Raw genomic sequence first — 17,635 nt, 5'->3', positions numbered from 1 at the left:
TTGCTGTTAATTGACTAAATGTGTTTGAAGTAGAAGTTCATTCTGTTCTGCGAGATTTTATTAAAGAGCGAGGCGATCGCAATTGGGCGCATCATTTAACGATGGCGAGACTAGTTGCTAGAGCTTTGCGTTTGGAGCGATCGGCTCTGATGCAAACTGGTAGTAGCGTGAGCAAATATTGCTGGAGCTATTTAATGCCAGTTTTATGGGGAGAGCGATCGGTGCTGCTGGTAGCTCCGCGTTCGGTTTTACAATATTTATTAACAGAAGAAATTCCTCAGTTACAAGACTGGCTGGAAACTAGTAAACCAGTTAGAATTGGCGACCGCTGGGAAGCTGGCGATAGTTTGCTCTTGACTACCCCTGAAAGCTGGTTGAGCGATCGCCTCAAAGTGCAACACCGCTTTCCTGCAAATATTCCTACGATTATCGATCGCGCCGAAGATTTAGAGCAGTGGACGAGAAAGCTACTCACCATAAATCTCTCCATATCTGACTGGAATAGATTGATGGAATCTGCACCACAGTACGTCGAAACGATCCGCGACACCAAAGTCAAGTTGACTAAGGCAATCTTCAGCCGTCCGCAAAACCCCTATCAATGCTATTTGCTGTCGGGAATAGAGCCAGAACTCATCCAAAATTTGTGCGCCAAATTAGCTTCAGAAACTTTACTTACCCCAAAATTTAGCGATTTTTGGCAGCTATGGCAAGAGCGACCTAGTATCATTTGGTCATCTAGAGATAGAGAACGAGGAGTTTTCGAGCTTTATCTCGCCCCTGTAGAGGTAGCCACTTCTCTACAACCGATTTGGCAGCGTCAGCCAGTAGTGGTTACGGGTAGCTTTCTCGATCTCGATGCTTCAGCACCAATCTACCGTCACGAATTAGGGATCGAAGATATACTTTGTTTGAAATTCTCTCCCGACCGTCAATACGAACCAATTCAACTATACATCCCAGACCGTTTACCGATGCACAATACGCCTCAGTTTCAGCCAGCAGTACTCCAACAGGTAAAATTATTAGTAGGTTTGAGTAACAATATCGCTCGACCCGTAGTGATTTTAGTCGAAGACGTTCCGTTACAGGCTCAGGTAGGTTCGGTTTTAGCCTCAGAATTTGGTTCTCGCGTCCGAGTTGAAGATAGTAGAAATTTAAGCGATCGCGGTATTTTAGTCTGTGGCTGGTCTTTTTGGAAACTCCATCAAGATAAGCTACCCGTACCACAGCTATTGATCGTTGTTACTTTACCCCTTCCTTCTTTAGAAAATCCACTGGTTGCCAGCCGCGTTACCTACTATAAAAAACAGCGTCAAGACTGGTTTCGTTACTATCTTTTACCTAGTGCCTTGAGAAGGCTACAGCAAGCAATAGTTCCTCTGAGAGAAAGCCAAGGAGTAGTAGCTTTATTAGATAACCGCGTCAACTTTCGCAGCTATGGCAAAACCATCTTAGCGGCTTTAGAACCATGCGCTCGAATTAACTACATCGATCCGTCTTGGTTTGGCTATCTAGGCTCATAGAGCGCTCTTAAATTATCTTGTCGCGGCGAGAAGATCTCTTCCACTACTAAATAGCCAAACAGATGAAATATTTTACGAGGCTTCCTAACTATTTGAAACAGCCAATTACTTTTATCTTCATAAGCTACGGTTGAATCTATAACTTCTAAAAACTCCGTGTCGTAGAAATAGAGAAAATCATCAATTAACTTTTCTTGCTTTACTCTCCCCGTAGTGTTGGTATAACCTCTTTCAATAAAAAATTTAATTGCCGAGCGAAGCTATTATTGCCAACATAGAAATTACAGCAGCAATACCAATGACAATCAAAGCGAAAATCGCCAAGCCATATTGCAGCGTGTATAGCTTGCGTAATTGGCTCATTGCGTTCATTAGGTTATCAATATCGTTACCTGAAGTTTTGACAATGCGCTGAAAGCCGCCAGCCGCTAGTACATTCCAGCGTCCTATCAACAGAAGTAGAATTCCCTGAATGATGCCACTAATTCCACTATTAATAGGAACCTCTTCTTTTTGAATAAATATGTACGGTGACTAATTATTTGACATAATGACAAATTGTTGTCATGCAATTCAAAGCTTTATATGCTAGGCATCATAGCATTTTTATTATAATATTTGATTGACTTATATAATGACAAACAAAATGTCGTTTGTTTGCAAAATGACTAATTAGCTGTCGTTTATTGAAAATTCAGTTTTAAAGAAAAGTGACAAGATCTGTGTCACTTTTTTATTTAAATATAGAATTACATTATGTGTTTTTTAAAAAAACTAATTTACTAAAATGAATAGTGAAAGCACTTCCGAAACAAATTCAAAATTAGCTATATCTGATTTGGAAGACGACCGAGAAATAGTCATTACTTCTCAGCTAGAAGGAAAAGCAAAAGAGAGACTGGAGGTCATTCAAAGTTTGCTCGAACCCTGCGATCGCGCTACTTACGGGGAGAGATTAAGAGCGGGCGCAAAAAAACTCGATATTTCAGTGCGTTCGGTACAGCGACTATTTAAGAAGTATCAAGAGCAAGGTTTGACTGCTTTAGTTTCTACAAACAGAGTCGACAAAGGAAATCGTCGAATTAGTTCATTTTGGCAAGATTTTATTCTTCAAACCTATATACAAGGAAATAAAGGTAGTAAAAGAATGAGTCCAAAGCAAGTTGCTATAAGAGTACAAGCCAAAGCATCGGAAATTAAAGACAATAAGCCACCGAGTTATAAAACTGTATTGAGATTACTCAAACCAATTCAAAAGAAAAAAGAAAGAACTATTCGTTCTCCTGGGTGGCAAGGTACGACTCTATCAGTTAAAACTCGTGATGGACAAGATATTCAGATTAACCATAGTAATCAAGTCTGGCAATGCGACCATACTCTTGTGGATGTTTTGTTAGTAGATCGACATGGTGAATTAATTGGTCGTCCTTGGCTTACTACTGTAGTTGATAGTTATTCTCGTTGTGTGATGGGAATAAACTTGGGTTTTGATGCTCCTAGCTCTCTAGTGGTAGCTTTGGCGTTACGCCATAGTATTCTGCCAAAAAATTATAGTCAAGATTTTCAATTGTATTGTGATTGGGGAGTATTTGGATTACCAGAATGTTTGTTTACTGACGGAGGAAAAGATTTCCGCTCTAATCACTTAGAGGAAATTGCTACCCAATTGGGTTTTATTCGTAAGTTACGCGATCGCCCTTCGGAAGGAGGCATTGTCGAGCGTCCCTTTAAAACTTTGAATCAGTCTTTATTTTCTACTTTACCTGGTTATACTGGCTCAAATGTTCAAGAGCGTCCCAAAGATGCGGAGAAAGATGCTCGATTAACTTTGAGAGATTTGGAGATGTTAATCGTACGCTTTATCGTCGATAAATACAATCAAAGTACGATCGCTGGCAAAGACGAACAAACCCGCTATCAACGTTGGGAAGCAGGATTGATAAAAGATCCAAAGATTATTTCCGAGCGAGAATTAGATATCTGCTTAATGAAATCTAAAAGACGTACCGTTCAAAGGGGGGGACATCTACAGTTTGAAAATATTATTTATCGTGGTGAATATTTAGCTGGTTACGAAGGAGATATTGTTAATGTTCGATACAATCCTATAAATATTACAACGATTCTGGTCTATCGTCGAGAGCAAGGCAAAGAAGTGTTTTTAACTCGCGCTCATGCCCTGGGTTGGGAAACAGAGATACATTCTTTATCTGAAGCAAGGGCATCTGTGAAACGCCTACGTCAAGCAAAAAAGAAAATAAGTAACGAATCGATACATCAAGAAATTCTTCTTAGAGATAGTGCAGTAGACAAGAAGAAAAGTCGCAAGCAAAGGCAAAAAGAGGAGCAAAGCTATAAGTTAATTACTTCACCAAAAGTTGTTGCTCAAGACATCGAATCACAAGAAATAGAACGAGATATTTCAGCAGAAATTGCTGATGTAGAAGTGTGGGATTTTGACGAACTAGAAGACGAATAAGGATGATAAACAGTGACTGAAGCTAAAGCAATTGCCGATAAATTAGGCAAAATTGAATTGGATGAAGAATGGGTACAAAAAGAAATTGCCCGTTTAAATCGAAAAAGTACAGTAGCTCTAGAACATATTAAAGAATTACACGATTGGCTAGATGGGAAGCGTAAATCAAGGCGATCTTGTCGGATAGTAGGAAAGTCGAGAACGGGAAAAACAGTTGCTTGTGAAGCTTATGTCATGAGAAATAAGCTAAACAAACCACCTCAAGAGAGACAAACTAAAAATCAAATCCCCATCGAACCTGTAATCATGATTATGCCTCCACAAAAATGTGGTGCTAAAGAGTTATTTAGAGAGATTATTGAATGCCTGAAGTTCAGGGCAGTTAAAGGAACTATTTCAGAGTTTAGAAGTAGGGCAATGGATGTTTTGCAAAAGTGTCAGGTGGAAATGCTAATTATTGATGAAGCGGATCGCTTAAAACCTGAGACGTTTTCGGAAGTAAGAGACATTTATGACAAGCTAGAAATAGCTGTAGTTTTAGTGGGAACAGAGCGGCTTGATACAGCAGTTAAAAGAGACGAGCAGGTTGAGAATCGTTTTAGAGCTAATCGTCGCTTTGGTACGTTAGAGGGAATAAATTTTAAGAAAACAGTGGAAATTTGGGAGGAAAAAATTCTTAAGCTTCCTGTGGCTTCCAATTTAACTAATAAAACTACATGGAAAATTTTGCTTATAGCTACTGAAGGTTTTATTGGTAGACTCGATGAGATTTTGCGAGAAGCTGCGATCGCATCTCTATCTCAAGGACATAAAAAAGTCGATCCCAAAATTCTTAAAGAGATAGCCAGGGAGTATTCATGAATAATACCAAAGAAGCTCAACTTTGGCTTTTTCCTGTCGAGCCAAGTAACGGAGAAAGCCTCAGTCATTTTCTAGGGAGATTTAGAAGAAGCAATCATCTTTCTCCTAGTGCATTAGGAGATTTGGCAGGTATTGGTGGAGTTGTGGCTCGTTGGGAGAGATTTCACCTCAATCCTTTTCCTACAGATGAGCAGTTTCAGGCTTTAGCTGAGGTTGTTGATGTGGATAGCTCGACACTAAGAGAAATGCTGCCACCGAAAGGAACGGGAATGAAATGCGATCGCCACAATCTCAAGCTTATTTCTAAATGTCCCAATTGCCGAGCCAAGTTTAAAATGCCTGCTCTATGGGAGTATGGTTGTTGTCATCGGTGTCGTTTGCCTTTTGCTGCGATCGCTCAATACCAACAGTCAGTATAGGCAATTTTGTATCTAACTTTTAGTTGGCAAACAAAAGTAATATCGAACGAAATTTGATACACAAGGATCTAAATCACAGCATTTTATCTTTTATTAATTAAATATAAATATAGCATTTTCTAAAGCATGAATTATATAGATAAATGCTTATTTTTGCTATGGAAAAATTTATAAAAAAATTAACGCAACCGCAAATTGGTCTTTTAATTAGAGACTTGCGACAAGAAATGGATTTAACTCAAGAAGAATTTGCAACTCATTTTGGCGTGGTGTTTTCAACCGTAAACCGTTGGGAAAAAGGACATAATAAACCTTCTTCTTTAGCTTTAAAAGTAATTCAAAATAAGTTAGAAGCTATGGGTAAAAAAGGAGAGCATTTATTGCAAAGATATCAAGTTTAATTGTTCCCCAACAGCATTTTATTAACAGTTTTTTAATAAATATAAATATTATGACAGTCGCCTACAGTCCAGGGTCGATTGTGGCTTGCCGCGATCGCCAATGGGTAATTTTGCCATCAGATATTGAAAATATCATACGTCTGCGTCCGCTTTCGGGTAACGAGTCGGAAATCTGCGGTATTTTTACTCCTCTTGAAAACGATCTTAAATCTGCTCAATTTCCCTTACCCGATGCCGAAGCGTTACAAGACCACATGGCAGGTCAACTGTTATTAGAAGCAGCCAGATTGAGTCTTCGCAGTGGTGCGGGTCCTTTTCGCTGTTTGGGTCGTTTATCTGTTAGTCCCCGTCCTTATCAACTAGTTCCTCTGTTGATGGCTTTACGGTTAGAAACAGTAAGAATGCTCATTGCCGACGATGTTGGTATTGGCAAAACGATAGAAGCAGGTTTAATTGCTCGTGAAATGCTCGATCGCGCTGAAGTCAAACGCTTGGCTGTACTGTGTCCGCCTCAACTATGCGACCAGTGGCAACAAGAATTAAAACAGAAATTTCATATCGATGCGGTGGTAATTCGTTCTGGTACGGTAGGCAAACTAGAACGAGAGTTACCTTCGGGAGATAGTCATGTATTTAGTTATTTTCCTCATATTATTGTCAGTCTCGACTATGCTAAAAGCGATCGCCGTAGGGCAAGTTTTTTAACTCACTGTCCTGACTTGGTAATAGTTGATGAAGCACATACTGCCAGCAATAATGACCGAGATGGGTCTAAACAACAGCGTTATCAGTTGGTCGAACAAATTGCGAATCATAGCGATCGCCATCTGCTCTTACTGACGGCTACTCCGCACAGTGGGATTTCGGCATCTTTCCTATCGCTTTTGGGATTAGTTAACCGAAAATTTGAGAAGTTCGATCTCGATAACTTAACCGAATCGCAGCGTAAAGAACTAGCTCGACATTTTGTACAGCGTCGTCGGGCAGACGTTCGTAGCTGGTTGGGTGACGAAACACCTTTTCCAGAAAGAGAATCAGAAGAAGAGGCATACAAGCTATCTACAGAATATCGTACTCTGTTCGAGCAGGTTTATAAATTAGCCAGAGGATTAGTTAAAGACCGAGATAGCAAGCTCTCTCAGGCTCAACGGCAAGGACGATATTGGTCGGCACTGGCGATTATTCGCTGTGTCATGTCTTCCCCTGCTGCGGCGATCGCTACTCTTTCGCGTCAGCTTAGTAAAGATACTAATCTTGATGCGATCGAGGAAATAGATGAAGAGTTAGCTGTCAGTCAAGTATATGATTCTACCGAAACCGAACGAGTGGTAGATGTCGCCCCTACTGCGGTAGTGGAAAACGTCAAACAAACTTATAGCGAGTCTCAACGGCAAAAATTAAGGGATTTTGTTAAAGCAGCAGAAGCATTACAGGGAGGCAAACAAGATCGCAAATTACAACAGCTTATTACTCTAGTTGAAAGTCTAATAGCAGATAAATACAACCCAATCATCTGGTGTCGCTATATTGCTACTGCTAATTATGTAGCTGATGCTCTAAAAGATAAATTTGAGAAGAAAAAAAATAGCCAGGTTTGGGCGATCGCTATAACTGGAGAACAGTCAGAAGACGAACGAGAAATTCGCCTTAATGAATTAAAAGAATATCCTCATCAGCGAATTATGGTGGCTACAGACTGTCTGAGTGAAGGGATAAATCTTCAAGAACATTTTACTGCCGTGGTTCACTACGATTTGCCTTGGAACCCCAATCGCCTAGAACAAAGAGAAGGTAGGATCGATCGCTATGGACAATCTGCTACTAAGGTTAAGTGCATTCTCCTCTACGGACAAGATAATCCTGTAGATGGTGCGGTATTGGATGTCTTAATTCGTAAAGCAGTTAAGATGCACCGCCAGTTAGGTATTACCGTTCCAGTACCTATGGATAGTAACACGGTACAAGAGGCTGTATTTAAATCTTTGTTTGAGAAAGTAGAAGCCAAGCAGCTATCTTTATTTCCACCCGAAGTCGAACAGCTAACTCTCGATCTCGTACTTCAAGAAGCTCCAGTAGTCGAAGTTAATCTAAATTGGGATCGCGCAGTAGAAAGAGAGAAACAAAACCGCACTCGCTTTGCACAGCGAGCAATTAAACCAGAGGAAGTCAAGCAGGAATTAGAAGAAAGCGATCGCATTTTAGGCAGTCAGAAAACCGTAGAGCATTTTGTCAAAAGTGCTTGCGAACGTTTGAATACTCCTTTAGTTAAAAAGAAGAACAACTGGTACATGGGGACTATTCCCCAATGTCTGCAATCTACTTTAGGCACTAAATCTCGTTTGATTACCTTTACCTTACCCGCACCTGAAGGAGTGGAGTACATCGGGCGCAATCATCCAATTGTTGAGGGATTGGCGAGATACTTGTTGGAAGAAGCAATTGTTACAAGCGATGAACCAACGGCTGCTAGATGCGGAGTAACTGAAAGTAGTGCAGTTAGCAAACCTACTGCCATTCTTTTATTGCGCTTGAGACACTTATTAGCAAGCCCGAAGTATTCAGATTTATTAGTTGAAGAGTGTTTGGTAACTGGTTTTACTGGTGCGCCTAGCAATCCTCAATGGTTGTCTCAAGATGAAACTTTAGAACTTTTAGAACGAGTCGAACCGACCAGTAGCAAACTAAATTACGAAAACAAGAAGTTGCGAGTTAAACGTCTACTCGATCGATTGTCGGATTTAGAAACGAATTTAAACCAATTGGCTGAAGAAAGAGCCGAAGCTCTTAAAGTTTCTCATCGCAGAGTTAGAACCATTACTAAAGAAGGACAGGTAAAGGTCAAACCGCAGCTACCAATGGATATTTTAGGGGTTTATTATTTGCTCCCCGAATAATTTTAAAGCTTTTATAAATAATTTTTATCTCAACTAAATATTATGACTACTCTCACAGGAATTCAGATTGAGGGTAATTTGATTACTCTCGATGTAACTGCGGATCTATTAGAAAACAATTTACCAGGACAGACTTCTCAAGATTTTGGCTTAAAGTCCAGCGACAAACTAGAAGATGAAATTGCGATCGCTTGGGGTGATGCTAAAACTTATTGGGCAGCGTTTCAAAGACGACTGGCTAAGTTAAATGAAACAGAAACAGCTACCAGCTTAACTAGGGAATATTGGGCGGTTCCTTTATTAGAATCTTTGGGATACCAACCAGAATACCAACCTAAAGCAGAGCTTGTAGAAGGACAGACTTTTGCTATTTCTCACCGTGCCGAAGCAGGAACCGATAAGCCACCAATTCACATTATCGGTAGTCGCTTAAATCTCGAACAGCGTCCGCCTAGCGGTACTCCTCGACTTTCGGCTCATGGGTTGATGCAGGAATACCTCAACTGTACCGAACATCTGTGGGGAATTATTACCAATGGTTTGCAGTGGCGGTTGTTAAGAGACTGTTCTTTGATGACTCGCCTTACCTACATCGAGTTCGATCTCGAACAGATTCTCAATAATGAAAATTATGCCGAATTTGGCTTATTCTATCGGCTGTTTCACCGTACCCGTTTACCAGAGGGTATGGAAGATGCGGATAAGTGCCTGTTGGAATTCTATCACCAAGAGACTTTACAGCAGGGTGGCAGAGTACGCGATCGCCTGAGAGATGGTGTAGAACAAGCTTTACAGCTACTAGGAACGGGCTTTTTACAGCATCCTCACAATCAAGTCTTGAGAGACAAGATCGATCGCGGTGAATTATCGGATAAAGAATTTTACCGTCAGTTATTGCTATTAATCTACCGTTTCTTGTTTTTGATGGTAGCTGAAGGACGAAATATTCTAGCAATTGGGGAAGACAGCGAAAAGGCAAAGATTTATCAGGAATACTACAGTATCGGACGTTTACGCATCTTAGCCGAACGCCCTAGCTACCGTAGAGAAGGTTTTCAAGATTTATGGCAGGGATTGCGAGTAACTTTTGCCATCTTTGACGAGAATTGGCGGGGAGAAATCTTGGGTTTGTCGCCTCTCAATGGCGATCTATTCGGTTCAAAGACTCTACAAAGTCTGGATGAATGCGCGATCGACAATTACGATCTGCTTCAGGCTATCCGTCAATTATCTCTTTTTTATAACGACAAAAAACAACTGCGACGAGTTAATTATGCAGTTTTAGATGTGGAGGAGTTGGGCAGTGTATATGAATCGCTGCTCGATTTTGCACCTAAAATTGAAACACCATCGGGAATCCATCAATTTAAGTTAGTTACGGGTAGCGATCGCAAGTCTACTGGTTCTTACTATACTCCTCCAGAATTGGTAGCACAGTTGATTAAAACGGCTTTGGAACCCGTAATTGAAGAGAGATTAAAAGAGGCTGAGGAACAATATAAAAGCATTAATAATAGCCAGAGAATTAATTCTCTGTCTGAAAACGAAAGTCTTCTTAAGAAGACTTCTGCTATTAGCCAAGAAATTAATTTCTTGGCACTCAAGGAATATCAAGAACAAGCATTATTAAACATCACCGTTTGCGATCCCGCCTGTGGTTCGGGACATTTCCTTCTCGCCGCAGCCAGACGCATTGGTAAGGAATTGGCGAGGATACGTACTGGTGAATCTCAACCAGGAGTCGAACCCATCCGTAAGGCGATACGGGATGTAATTCAGCACTGTATTTATGGAGTCGATCTCAATCCTTTAGCGGTAGATTTGTGTAAGGTGGCGTTATGGATTGAAGGATTTAATCGCGGTAAACCCCTTAGTTTCTTGGATCATCGGATTAAGTGCGGTAACTCATTAGTTGGAGTATTGGATTTAGATTGTCTTAAAGAAGGTATTCCCGATAATGCTTTTAAGCCCGTTACTGGCGATAATAAAGATGTTGCTAAAGAAATTAAAAAAGATAACAAAATACAGCGTCAAAACAGCAATCAATTTATTATTCCCTTTAATAACTTGGAACAAGAGCGATCGCATTACGGAGAAGTTCAAAGCGCGATCGCTCAATTACCAGAAGACAAAACAGGAGATATCAAACAGAAACAACAGCAATATCGCGATACCAGACAAGAAAACCCTGATAATCCTTGGTGGCGCGATACTTCTGCCTGTAATCTCTGGACGGCAGCCTTTTTTACTCCCTTAACCGAACAAAAGTTACAGTTATTGCCCACTTCTACGGCATTATTTCAACTCTTACAGGGTAATTGGACAACTCAAAAGATAGTTGATGCTGCCAATAAATTAGCCAAAGAAAAGCGGTTTTTCCATTGGGCGTTAGAATTTCCCGAAGTATTTGAAAATGGTGGGTTTGCCTGTGTTTTGAGTAATCCACCTTGGGAAAAAATCAAAGTACAAGAAAAGGAATTTTTTAAAGTTTATGCCCCTGAAATCGCCCAAAGTCCTAAGAGAAAAAAACTCATTCAAGAATTAGATAAAACTAATCCGGTATTAGCTAGAGAATGGCGAGATATTCAATATGACTCTGAAGCATTAGGTGAATTTCTCAGGGAATCCATAAGATTTCCTTTGACTGCTAGAGGAGATATAAATACATATACTGTATTTACGGAAACAAATTGGAAACTTATTAATAATAAAGGAAAAGCAGGTTGTTTGATTCCTCCTGGTATTGCAACTGATGATTCAACTAAAATTTTTATTCAGGAACTTGTCAACACTGATTCACTAGATAGTTTCTACGATTTTACAAATAGAGGATATATTTTTAAAGCTTTGGAAAGCACTCACGCTTTTGCTTTGTTGACCATTTCTAAATCTCCCATTAAAAACTTTTATTTGGCTGCTCAACTATGGAAGTTAGATGATTTGAAAAAAGCAGAAAGAGTTTACAACCTTAGTAAAAAAGATATTAAGAGACTTAATCCGAATACTGAGAATTTACCTATATTAAGAACTTTCAAAGACGTTGAGTTGATAAAGCAAATTTACACCAATTGCCCAGTACTGGAAAATCAAAAATTACAAAAAAACTATTGGAATGCAACACTTTTTGCAATGTTTCATATGACTAACGATCTTGGATTATTCAGAAAACTAAATCAGCTAGAAGACCGAGATTATGAATTAAAATCAAACATTTTTCAGAAAAATAATAAAGAATATATTCCTTTATATGAATCTAAACTGACACATATCTTCAATCATCGCCAATCAACTTTTTTAGGAATAGCAGAAAAAGATAAATATGGCACTAGACCAAAAACTAATAGTTTAGATTCTGAGCAACTAAGCAATCCAATTGAAATAGCTTTACCTAGATACTGGGTAAGTAAAAAAGAAGTTGAGACAAGAATTCCCGATTTTTGGAAACATCAGTGGCTTATAGGTTTTAGGAATGCCATAAGTGCTGTTGCTGATTCAAGAAGTGTGAGATTTTCTATCATTCCCAGGTGTGGTGTAGGAAATTCTATGCCTTTAATTTTTTCCGATAAATCTACTGATAGACTTTGTTGTTTGGTTGCTAATTTTAATTCATTGATTCTTGATTATGTTACTAAACAAAAAGCAAGCGGTGGAAATTTAAACTTTTATGTAGTTCGTCAACTACCAATAATTCCACCAGAAACCTATACCGAAGAAAACATCAAATTTATCAGCAGCCGTGTTCTCGAACTAGTTTACACCGCCTGGGATATGCAACCCTTTGCTAAAGACATGGGTTATGATGGCGAACCATTCATTTGGGACGAACAAAGACGGGCAATATTAAGAGCAGAATTGGACGCATATTACGCCAAACTTTACGGACTTACTCGCGATGAACTGCGCTACATTCTCGATCCTGCTGATGTTTATGGCGCAGATTTTCCTAGTGAAACTTTTCAAGTCTTGAAGAACAAGGAAATTAAACAATATGGCGAATATCGGACGCAAAGATTGGTATTGGAGGCGTGGGACAAGATGTTTAGCTGATATTTTTACAATCTGTTTTAAATAAATTTGCGCCTTCTAGATTAATCGTTGACTGCTATCAAACAACCAAATAACAAAACCATGCAAATTACCAAAGAAATTATCAACAATACTAGAATACAATCGCGCTTTTATGAAACATTAAGCTCAATGCGATCGCATTTAACTATGTCTAAATTAAAGACAATTCTATTAGTCAGTCTGATTAGCTTTACATCACTATTAGTCAGACAAACTTTACAAGTTCAGCATTCCTGTAATCCGATGATTCATTGGACGGGAGAACTTCCCACAGAGTGCGAAATGGCGATAAAAGCTGACTTTAAAAATTACGATAATTTTAGTTCTCAAGCAAAACAAGAATTAATAACACCAAAACAGCAACCTCAAATTGCTCCACAACTCGATCGCACTAGCCGAAAAAACCTCGACGTGTCATCTGCTCAACCTTTAATTTCTCAAAATACTGTTAAACCTTTAACAGATAAGGCTACTAGTAGTCCTAAAGCTACTGAACCAGAAATAACTCAAGTCAATTCTCGCTCGGAACCAGAAGATCTATCTAACTCAGTAGGTCAATTTGTCAACGAACACTCTAATGACATAGTTGGTGGAATAGCAGGTGTAGCAGGAGGAGTAGCAACTGTAGCAGCAGCTAGTGCTACGGCAGCTTTTTCCATACCCGTAGCTGGTGCAGTAGCAATAGGATTTGGTATTTGGTTTCTAATCAGATCTGCACTTTAAGCGATCGCTTCTCTGATTGAGGAACATATTTCTTAGCTAAGAGTTTAAGTCGGTTTGTACCGACTTTAGTTATCAAACGTCAAATTTATTTTCTGTCTGTCAAAGAATTAAACGAAGGAGTAACCAATAATCATGGATAATAATCAATCTTCCGAAATCATTTCTAATAACGAAACACAAAACGAGATCTTACAAAACGACTCTCCCGAAACAGTTTTGGAGACTCAGCCTATCTCTGTCACTAATTCCGAACACAAAAATTCTTTAGAACTTAAAAAGTGGGCGATTGTTGGCTGTTGTGTCGTGTTAACAATAGCTGCTTACGTTTTTCTTAGTAAAGAAACTGATACTTGTTTGTTTAGTACCTGTAGTGAATACAGCTATTCAAGCGGAGATTTATCAGTAGGAAATGAATTTTTAATCTATGCGGGTAGTGCAGCAACTCTTGTTGGACTTACCTTTGTTGGTGTTCCTTTACTTCCTGCTATTGCTGTTTCTACTGGAATTTGGTTTTTCGTACATTTAGTCCGTTAATTATAAGCTTTTAATCAATCCAAATAAAACAATGAACTTAATTACCTTCGATCGCGTTGATAAAACTTTCTCCAAAATATTCCAGCAGAAAACAACCATTCTCGAAAATATCAGCTTCAATATTCAAAAGGGTGAATTCGTAATTCTTCGAGGTGAAAACGGTTCGGGAAAAAGCACCATCCTCAATTTAGCTTTAGGGTTACTCAAACCTAGTAGTGGAGAGGTCAAACTTATGGGGCGATCGCCACAAGACAGCAATTCCAAGCTGAAAGTCGGAGTCGTCCTACAAGATACCCAGATTCCTCCCAACGCTAAAGTAATCGAGTTGGTAAAACTGTGGCGCAGCTATTACCCTGATGCGCTTTCTACCGATGAAATATTGTCTAAGGTCAATCTTAAAGGCAAAGAACAACTCGATGCCAGTGGCTTGTCTGGCGGACAAAAACAACGGCTTTATTTTGCTCTAGCTTTAGCTGGAAATCCCGAATTACTGATTTTAGACGAACCAACGAGAAACCTGGACGACAAAGGCTATAAAGAGTTTTGGCAGCAGATAAAGCTTTGCTATCAGGCAGGAATAACTGTCTTGATGGTGACAAATAATAAATCCGACTGGCAGGAATTAGAAAGCTTGGCAACCCGCGAAATAACTTTACACAAGCATTCTGAAGCACCAGCATCGGGACAGCTTACCGAAAAAACTCTACAAAGCAATTCCAGGAATTTTCAGACAAATTTCCAGACAGAAGAAACATCTTCTAATCTACTATTTGCTTTTATCGGACAGTTGCGCTTTGAAATTCAGCAACTACTCCGCACTCCTTTATTTCTCATTATGACTATAGCTTTAGTCGCTTTTGTACCGTTGTTAAAGCAGTTGGGCATTTATGGTGATACAGCTATTGAATCTCTAAGCAATTTTTGTGGAGTTATTCTGTTCACTATTGTTATCGAACGTTTGGGCAAAAGAGTTGTTGTTGAGCGAGCGGAAAAGTGGCTCAAAATGCTTAAAGTGACTTGTTTACCTTCCTATATTCATATTGCTGCTAAAGTTGCCACTTCTCTTTTGATTTGTACTGTAAGCGTTTTTTTGACATTCATCTTAGGGCATTGGCAGTTAGGCATTGATGCCCATATTGGTATGTGGATACATTTATTTTTAGTTTTGACAATTGGTATTGTTCCCTTTGCAATTCTTGGTCTAACTTTGGGTTATCTAATCAATCCCAAAAGTGCTGACTCCATCATAGGTTTAACCATAATTGTTATTCCCGTCGCCTGTGGTGCATTTGCTTTGCCCATACCCAATTATTTACAGGATGCTATTACCCTATCGCCCTTCTATCACTACAAAGAAGCAATCCTTTGGGCAGCAGGATTAGACTACGACAATCAAATATTTCTCCATTTAACATGGCTGATTTGGGCAACGATAGTTTTTGGCGCGATCGCACTATGGTCGTATCAGCGCGAACAAGCAATTCAATAGAAAACAATAATCGATTTTACTAAAATGACAATCCAAAATTTAGTTACCACCGACAGAACCAAACAAATCCAGGAAATTCTCGCTCGAAGACAGCCTTTAAAAGAAAAAATTACCGCAGTTGGAGATAACTTGCGATCGCTTGTGATTTCTCTTGATACATTAACCAAGCAACGCGATCGCTTAATCACTCAAATTACCGAACCAGAAGAAACAGACAATTTACAGCAACTAAATTTTCAAGAACTACAGTCCCAAATTCAATCTCAGCTTGTAGAATTGGATTTACTCAAAAATCGCTTTAATCGCAACACTATCAACATTGGTGTAATTGGTCGTGCGGGACAGGGAAAAAGCCGTCTGCTACAAAGTTTGACAGGACTATCTAGCAATGAAATTCCAACAGGCGATCGCGGACACTGTACGGGAGTTCGCAGTAAGATTTTACATCAGCCTGAAACAGATACCTATGGTGAGATTACTTTTCATTCAGAGCATTCATTTCTCCAAGAAGTTATCGCTCCCTACTATAAAGAATTGGATTTAGGTCAAGTACCCTATAGCTTGGATGAATTCGCTTGTAACCCTCTGCCATCTCGTCCCAGTCATCTTACGAATACCGCAGTAGCAGAAGGAAAATATGAGTACCTACAAAAATATCACCAGCATCTTCCCCAATATCGTCATCTCCTAGCCAAACCAACTTCTATTAGAATTACCAAAGACCAAATTAGAGAATATGTCGCTCAAGATAATCTGGCAGGAGAACGAGTTTATCATAACTATTTAGCAGTACGAGAAGCCAAAATCTTTTGTACTTTCCCCCATCCCGATGTCGGACAAATTGCTCTAATTGATATGCCTGGTTTGGGCGACACGGGAGTAGGAGATGAAAGCAGGTTAATAGAAACTTTAGCGCAGGATGTGGATTTGGTGATGATGGTGCGCCTTCCCAGTCCGCCAAGAGAGTATTGGAAAGATGTAGACTTACAGCTTTACGATACAGCTAGCAAAGCTTTAACTGCTTTGTCCTTTAAACAGTGGTCTTTTCTTATTCTCAATCATACAGATGTTAATTCGCCCATTGGAGATAATTCAGTTTACTGTCAAGATTTAGAACGCGATCGCGAAAATAAAGGGTTATATTTTGCTGACTGTATTACAGCAAATTGTGCCAATGCTGAGGACACCAATCAAAAGCTTCTCGATCCCGTACTAAATTTTTTGGTTGAGAACATTACCGAACTCGATCGCAAGTATGTGTCTGTGTGCCAAGAAGATTTACTCCAATTGCAACAGAAAGTATCGGCAGAATTAAATTTATCAAGACAAGCATTAAAGCAGTCGGCTCAAAATCAAAATTATTTTCCTTTATTTATAGAACTGTTCGATAAGTTTTGGGACAAATTAACTAGCGGTTTGGAAGAACTACTTAAAGAGTTACGAGCCGAGAGAGATCTAGAAAATTTTGCATTTCAGCAACAGATAAAAACTGCGATCGCTGCTTGTAAAGAAGATAGTGGTCTTCCTACAGAATCAGAAATCGAACAGCTTCGTCATAGCAAAGGAGGATATCCCAATGCTTACTACGAATATCTCAACGAAGTCCGCGCCCATCTATCCCAACATTTCTTACTTCTAGATGAAGTTCTCAAACAAGAAATAAACAAAGTCAAAACTCAAATTACCGAAATACTTATTAAAAACGGTAAGTTAGGCAATTTAACTGAAGCGAGAGAGGCAGAATTTTTAGGCACGATCGCGGAAATAATTCCCGATAATCTCAAACGCCTCAAATTGGGGTTTGAAACTCTAGCAGAATTTGAGCTTTCCTATCGAGGTTTGATTCAGCACCGCATTCGCCAACATCTTGACGATCTCACTCCCGATGAAACTACCTTGCAACTTTCTCCTTCTCCTTCTGCTGCTGAAGTATTGAGTTGTCTTACTTCTCTTCACTCTGAAGCTGTATACAAATGTCAAAACGCTTTAGACGATCTTTTAGCCGAACCCAATCAAGCTGCTTTTGCGATCGTCGAAGAGTTTTTAGACCGTATTTTAAGAGCCAAAGAGGTCAAGAAGGAATGGCTCAAGTTTTTACAGGAGGTATACGATCGCGTTTGGGTAGAAGAATTTGAAGAGTTTGGGAACAATAGCAAAATAAGCCAACAGTGGATCTTAGAGGTCGAACGAGCGATCGCATTTAATCAAAAAGATAACTTTCAGTTTTAAAAAGGAATCTCA

At 39.4% G+C, this 17,635-nt stretch carries 13 protein-coding genes; 11 read left to right on the top strand and 2 right to left on the bottom strand.

Annotation, left to right across the window (positions count from 1 at the left end):
- Positions 1-20: 20 nt before the first annotated feature.
- Positions 21-1,526: a helicase C-terminal domain-containing protein gene (locus KV40_RS17935; RefSeq protein WP_036484428.1), complete on the top strand. Its 1,506-nt coding sequence runs from the start codon at positions 21-23 to the stop codon at positions 1,524-1,526.
- Here KV40_RS17935 and KV40_RS37350 read toward each other — a convergent pair.
- Both KV40_RS37350 and KV40_RS17930 read right to left on the bottom strand, forming a co-directional pair.
- Positions 1,511-1,762 carry a TnsD family Tn7-like transposition protein gene (locus KV40_RS37350; RefSeq protein WP_371260799.1) on the bottom strand — a complete coding sequence of 84 codons (252 nt, stop codon included), beginning with the start codon at positions 1,760-1,762 and terminating at the stop codon, positions 1,511-1,513. The genes KV40_RS17935 and KV40_RS37350 overlap by 16 nt on opposite strands.
- 7 nt (positions 1,763-1,769) lie before the next feature.
- On the bottom strand, positions 1,770-1,979 hold the full coding sequence (locus KV40_RS17930; RefSeq protein WP_052055739.1) for a hypothetical protein: 210 nt from the start codon (positions 1,977-1,979) through the stop codon (positions 1,770-1,772).
- A gap of 334 nt (positions 1,980-2,313) precedes the next feature.
- On the opposite strand from KV40_RS17930, the gene KV40_RS17925 reads away from it, so the two are divergent.
- From KV40_RS17925 to KV40_RS17880, 10 genes are all read left to right on the top strand, one after another.
- A complete protein-coding gene (locus KV40_RS17925) occupies positions 2,314-4,005 on the top strand; it encodes a Mu transposase C-terminal domain-containing protein (RefSeq protein WP_036484426.1) in 1,692 nt (563 codons plus the stop codon).
- A gap of 12 nt (positions 4,006-4,017) precedes the next feature.
- On the top strand, positions 4,018-4,866 hold the full coding sequence (locus KV40_RS17920) for a TniB family NTP-binding protein (RefSeq protein ID WP_036484424.1): 849 nt from the start codon (positions 4,018-4,020) through the stop codon (positions 4,864-4,866).
- Positions 4,863-5,285, top strand: coding sequence for a transcriptional regulator (locus KV40_RS17915; RefSeq protein ID WP_036484423.1), 423 nt, complete (start codon positions 4,863-4,865; stop codon positions 5,283-5,285). The genes KV40_RS17920 and KV40_RS17915 overlap by 4 nt, the downstream gene beginning before the upstream one ends.
- Before the next feature lie 158 nt (positions 5,286-5,443).
- Entirely contained in the window at positions 5,444-5,686 is a 243-nt protein-coding gene (locus KV40_RS17910) for a DNA-binding transcriptional regulator (protein ID WP_036484960.1), read from the top strand.
- Positions 5,687-5,736: 50 nt separating this feature from the next.
- Positions 5,737-8,580: a helicase-related protein gene (locus KV40_RS17905; RefSeq protein WP_052055738.1), complete on the top strand. Its 2,844-nt coding sequence runs from the start codon at positions 5,737-5,739 to the stop codon at positions 8,578-8,580.
- Between the two features lie 42 nt (positions 8,581-8,622).
- Positions 8,623-12,627 carry an Eco57I restriction-modification methylase domain-containing protein gene (locus tag KV40_RS17900; protein WP_172657310.1) on the top strand — a complete coding sequence of 1,335 codons (4,005 nt, stop codon included), beginning with the start codon at positions 8,623-8,625 and terminating at the stop codon, positions 12,625-12,627.
- Positions 12,628-12,708: 81 nt separating this feature from the next.
- A complete protein-coding gene (locus tag KV40_RS17895) occupies positions 12,709-13,371 on the top strand; it encodes a hypothetical protein (RefSeq protein WP_156114076.1) in 663 nt (220 codons plus the stop codon).
- A 132-nt stretch (positions 13,372-13,503) separates the two neighbouring features.
- Complete coding sequence (locus KV40_RS17890) at positions 13,504-13,905, top strand: hypothetical protein (RefSeq protein WP_036484417.1); 402 nt, start codon at positions 13,504-13,506, stop codon at positions 13,903-13,905.
- Between the two features lie 31 nt (positions 13,906-13,936).
- Complete coding sequence (locus tag KV40_RS17885) at positions 13,937-15,394, top strand: ABC transporter ATP-binding protein/permease (protein ID WP_036484415.1); 1,458 nt, start codon at positions 13,937-13,939, stop codon at positions 15,392-15,394.
- A gap of 24 nt (positions 15,395-15,418) precedes the next feature.
- Positions 15,419-17,623, top strand: a complete 2,205-nt coding sequence (locus KV40_RS17880; protein ID WP_036484412.1) for a hypothetical protein — start codon at positions 15,419-15,421, stop codon at positions 17,621-17,623.
- The last annotated feature ends 12 nt before the right edge of the window (positions 17,624-17,635 follow it).

This window comes from Myxosarcina sp. GI1 (assembly GCF_000756305.1).
In the GTDB taxonomy this organism is placed as follows: Bacteria; Cyanobacteriota; Cyanobacteriia; order Cyanobacteriales; family Xenococcaceae; genus Myxosarcina.
Note: the sequence above shows the minus strand (reverse complement) of the source record. Positions and strands in the feature narration are given on the sequence as shown.

Excerpts from the sequence above, each read along its gene's own strand:
- KV40_RS17925 (WP_036484426.1), top strand. The coding sequence starts at position 2,314 with ATGAATAGTGAAAGCACTTCCGAAACAAATTCAAAATTAGCTATATCT.
- KV40_RS17915 (WP_036484423.1), top strand. The coding sequence starts at position 4,863 with ATGAATAATACCAAAGAAGCTCAACTTTGGCTTTTTCCTGTCGAGCCA.
- KV40_RS17910 (WP_036484960.1), top strand. The coding sequence starts at position 5,444 with ATGGAAAAATTTATAAAAAAATTAACGCAACCGCAAATTGGTCTTTTA.
- KV40_RS17905 (WP_052055738.1), top strand. The coding sequence starts at position 5,737 with ATGACAGTCGCCTACAGTCCAGGGTCGATTGTGGCTTGCCGCGATCGC.
- KV40_RS17900 (WP_172657310.1), top strand. The coding sequence starts at position 8,623 with ATGACTACTCTCACAGGAATTCAGATTGAGGGTAATTTGATTACTCTC.
- KV40_RS17895 (WP_156114076.1), top strand. The coding sequence starts at position 12,709 with ATGCAAATTACCAAAGAAATTATCAACAATACTAGAATACAATCGCGC.
- KV40_RS17890 (WP_036484417.1), top strand. The coding sequence starts at position 13,504 with ATGGATAATAATCAATCTTCCGAAATCATTTCTAATAACGAAACACAA.
- KV40_RS17885 (WP_036484415.1), top strand. The coding sequence starts at position 13,937 with ATGAACTTAATTACCTTCGATCGCGTTGATAAAACTTTCTCCAAAATA.
- KV40_RS17880 (WP_036484412.1), top strand. The coding sequence starts at position 15,419 with ATGACAATCCAAAATTTAGTTACCACCGACAGAACCAAACAAATCCAG.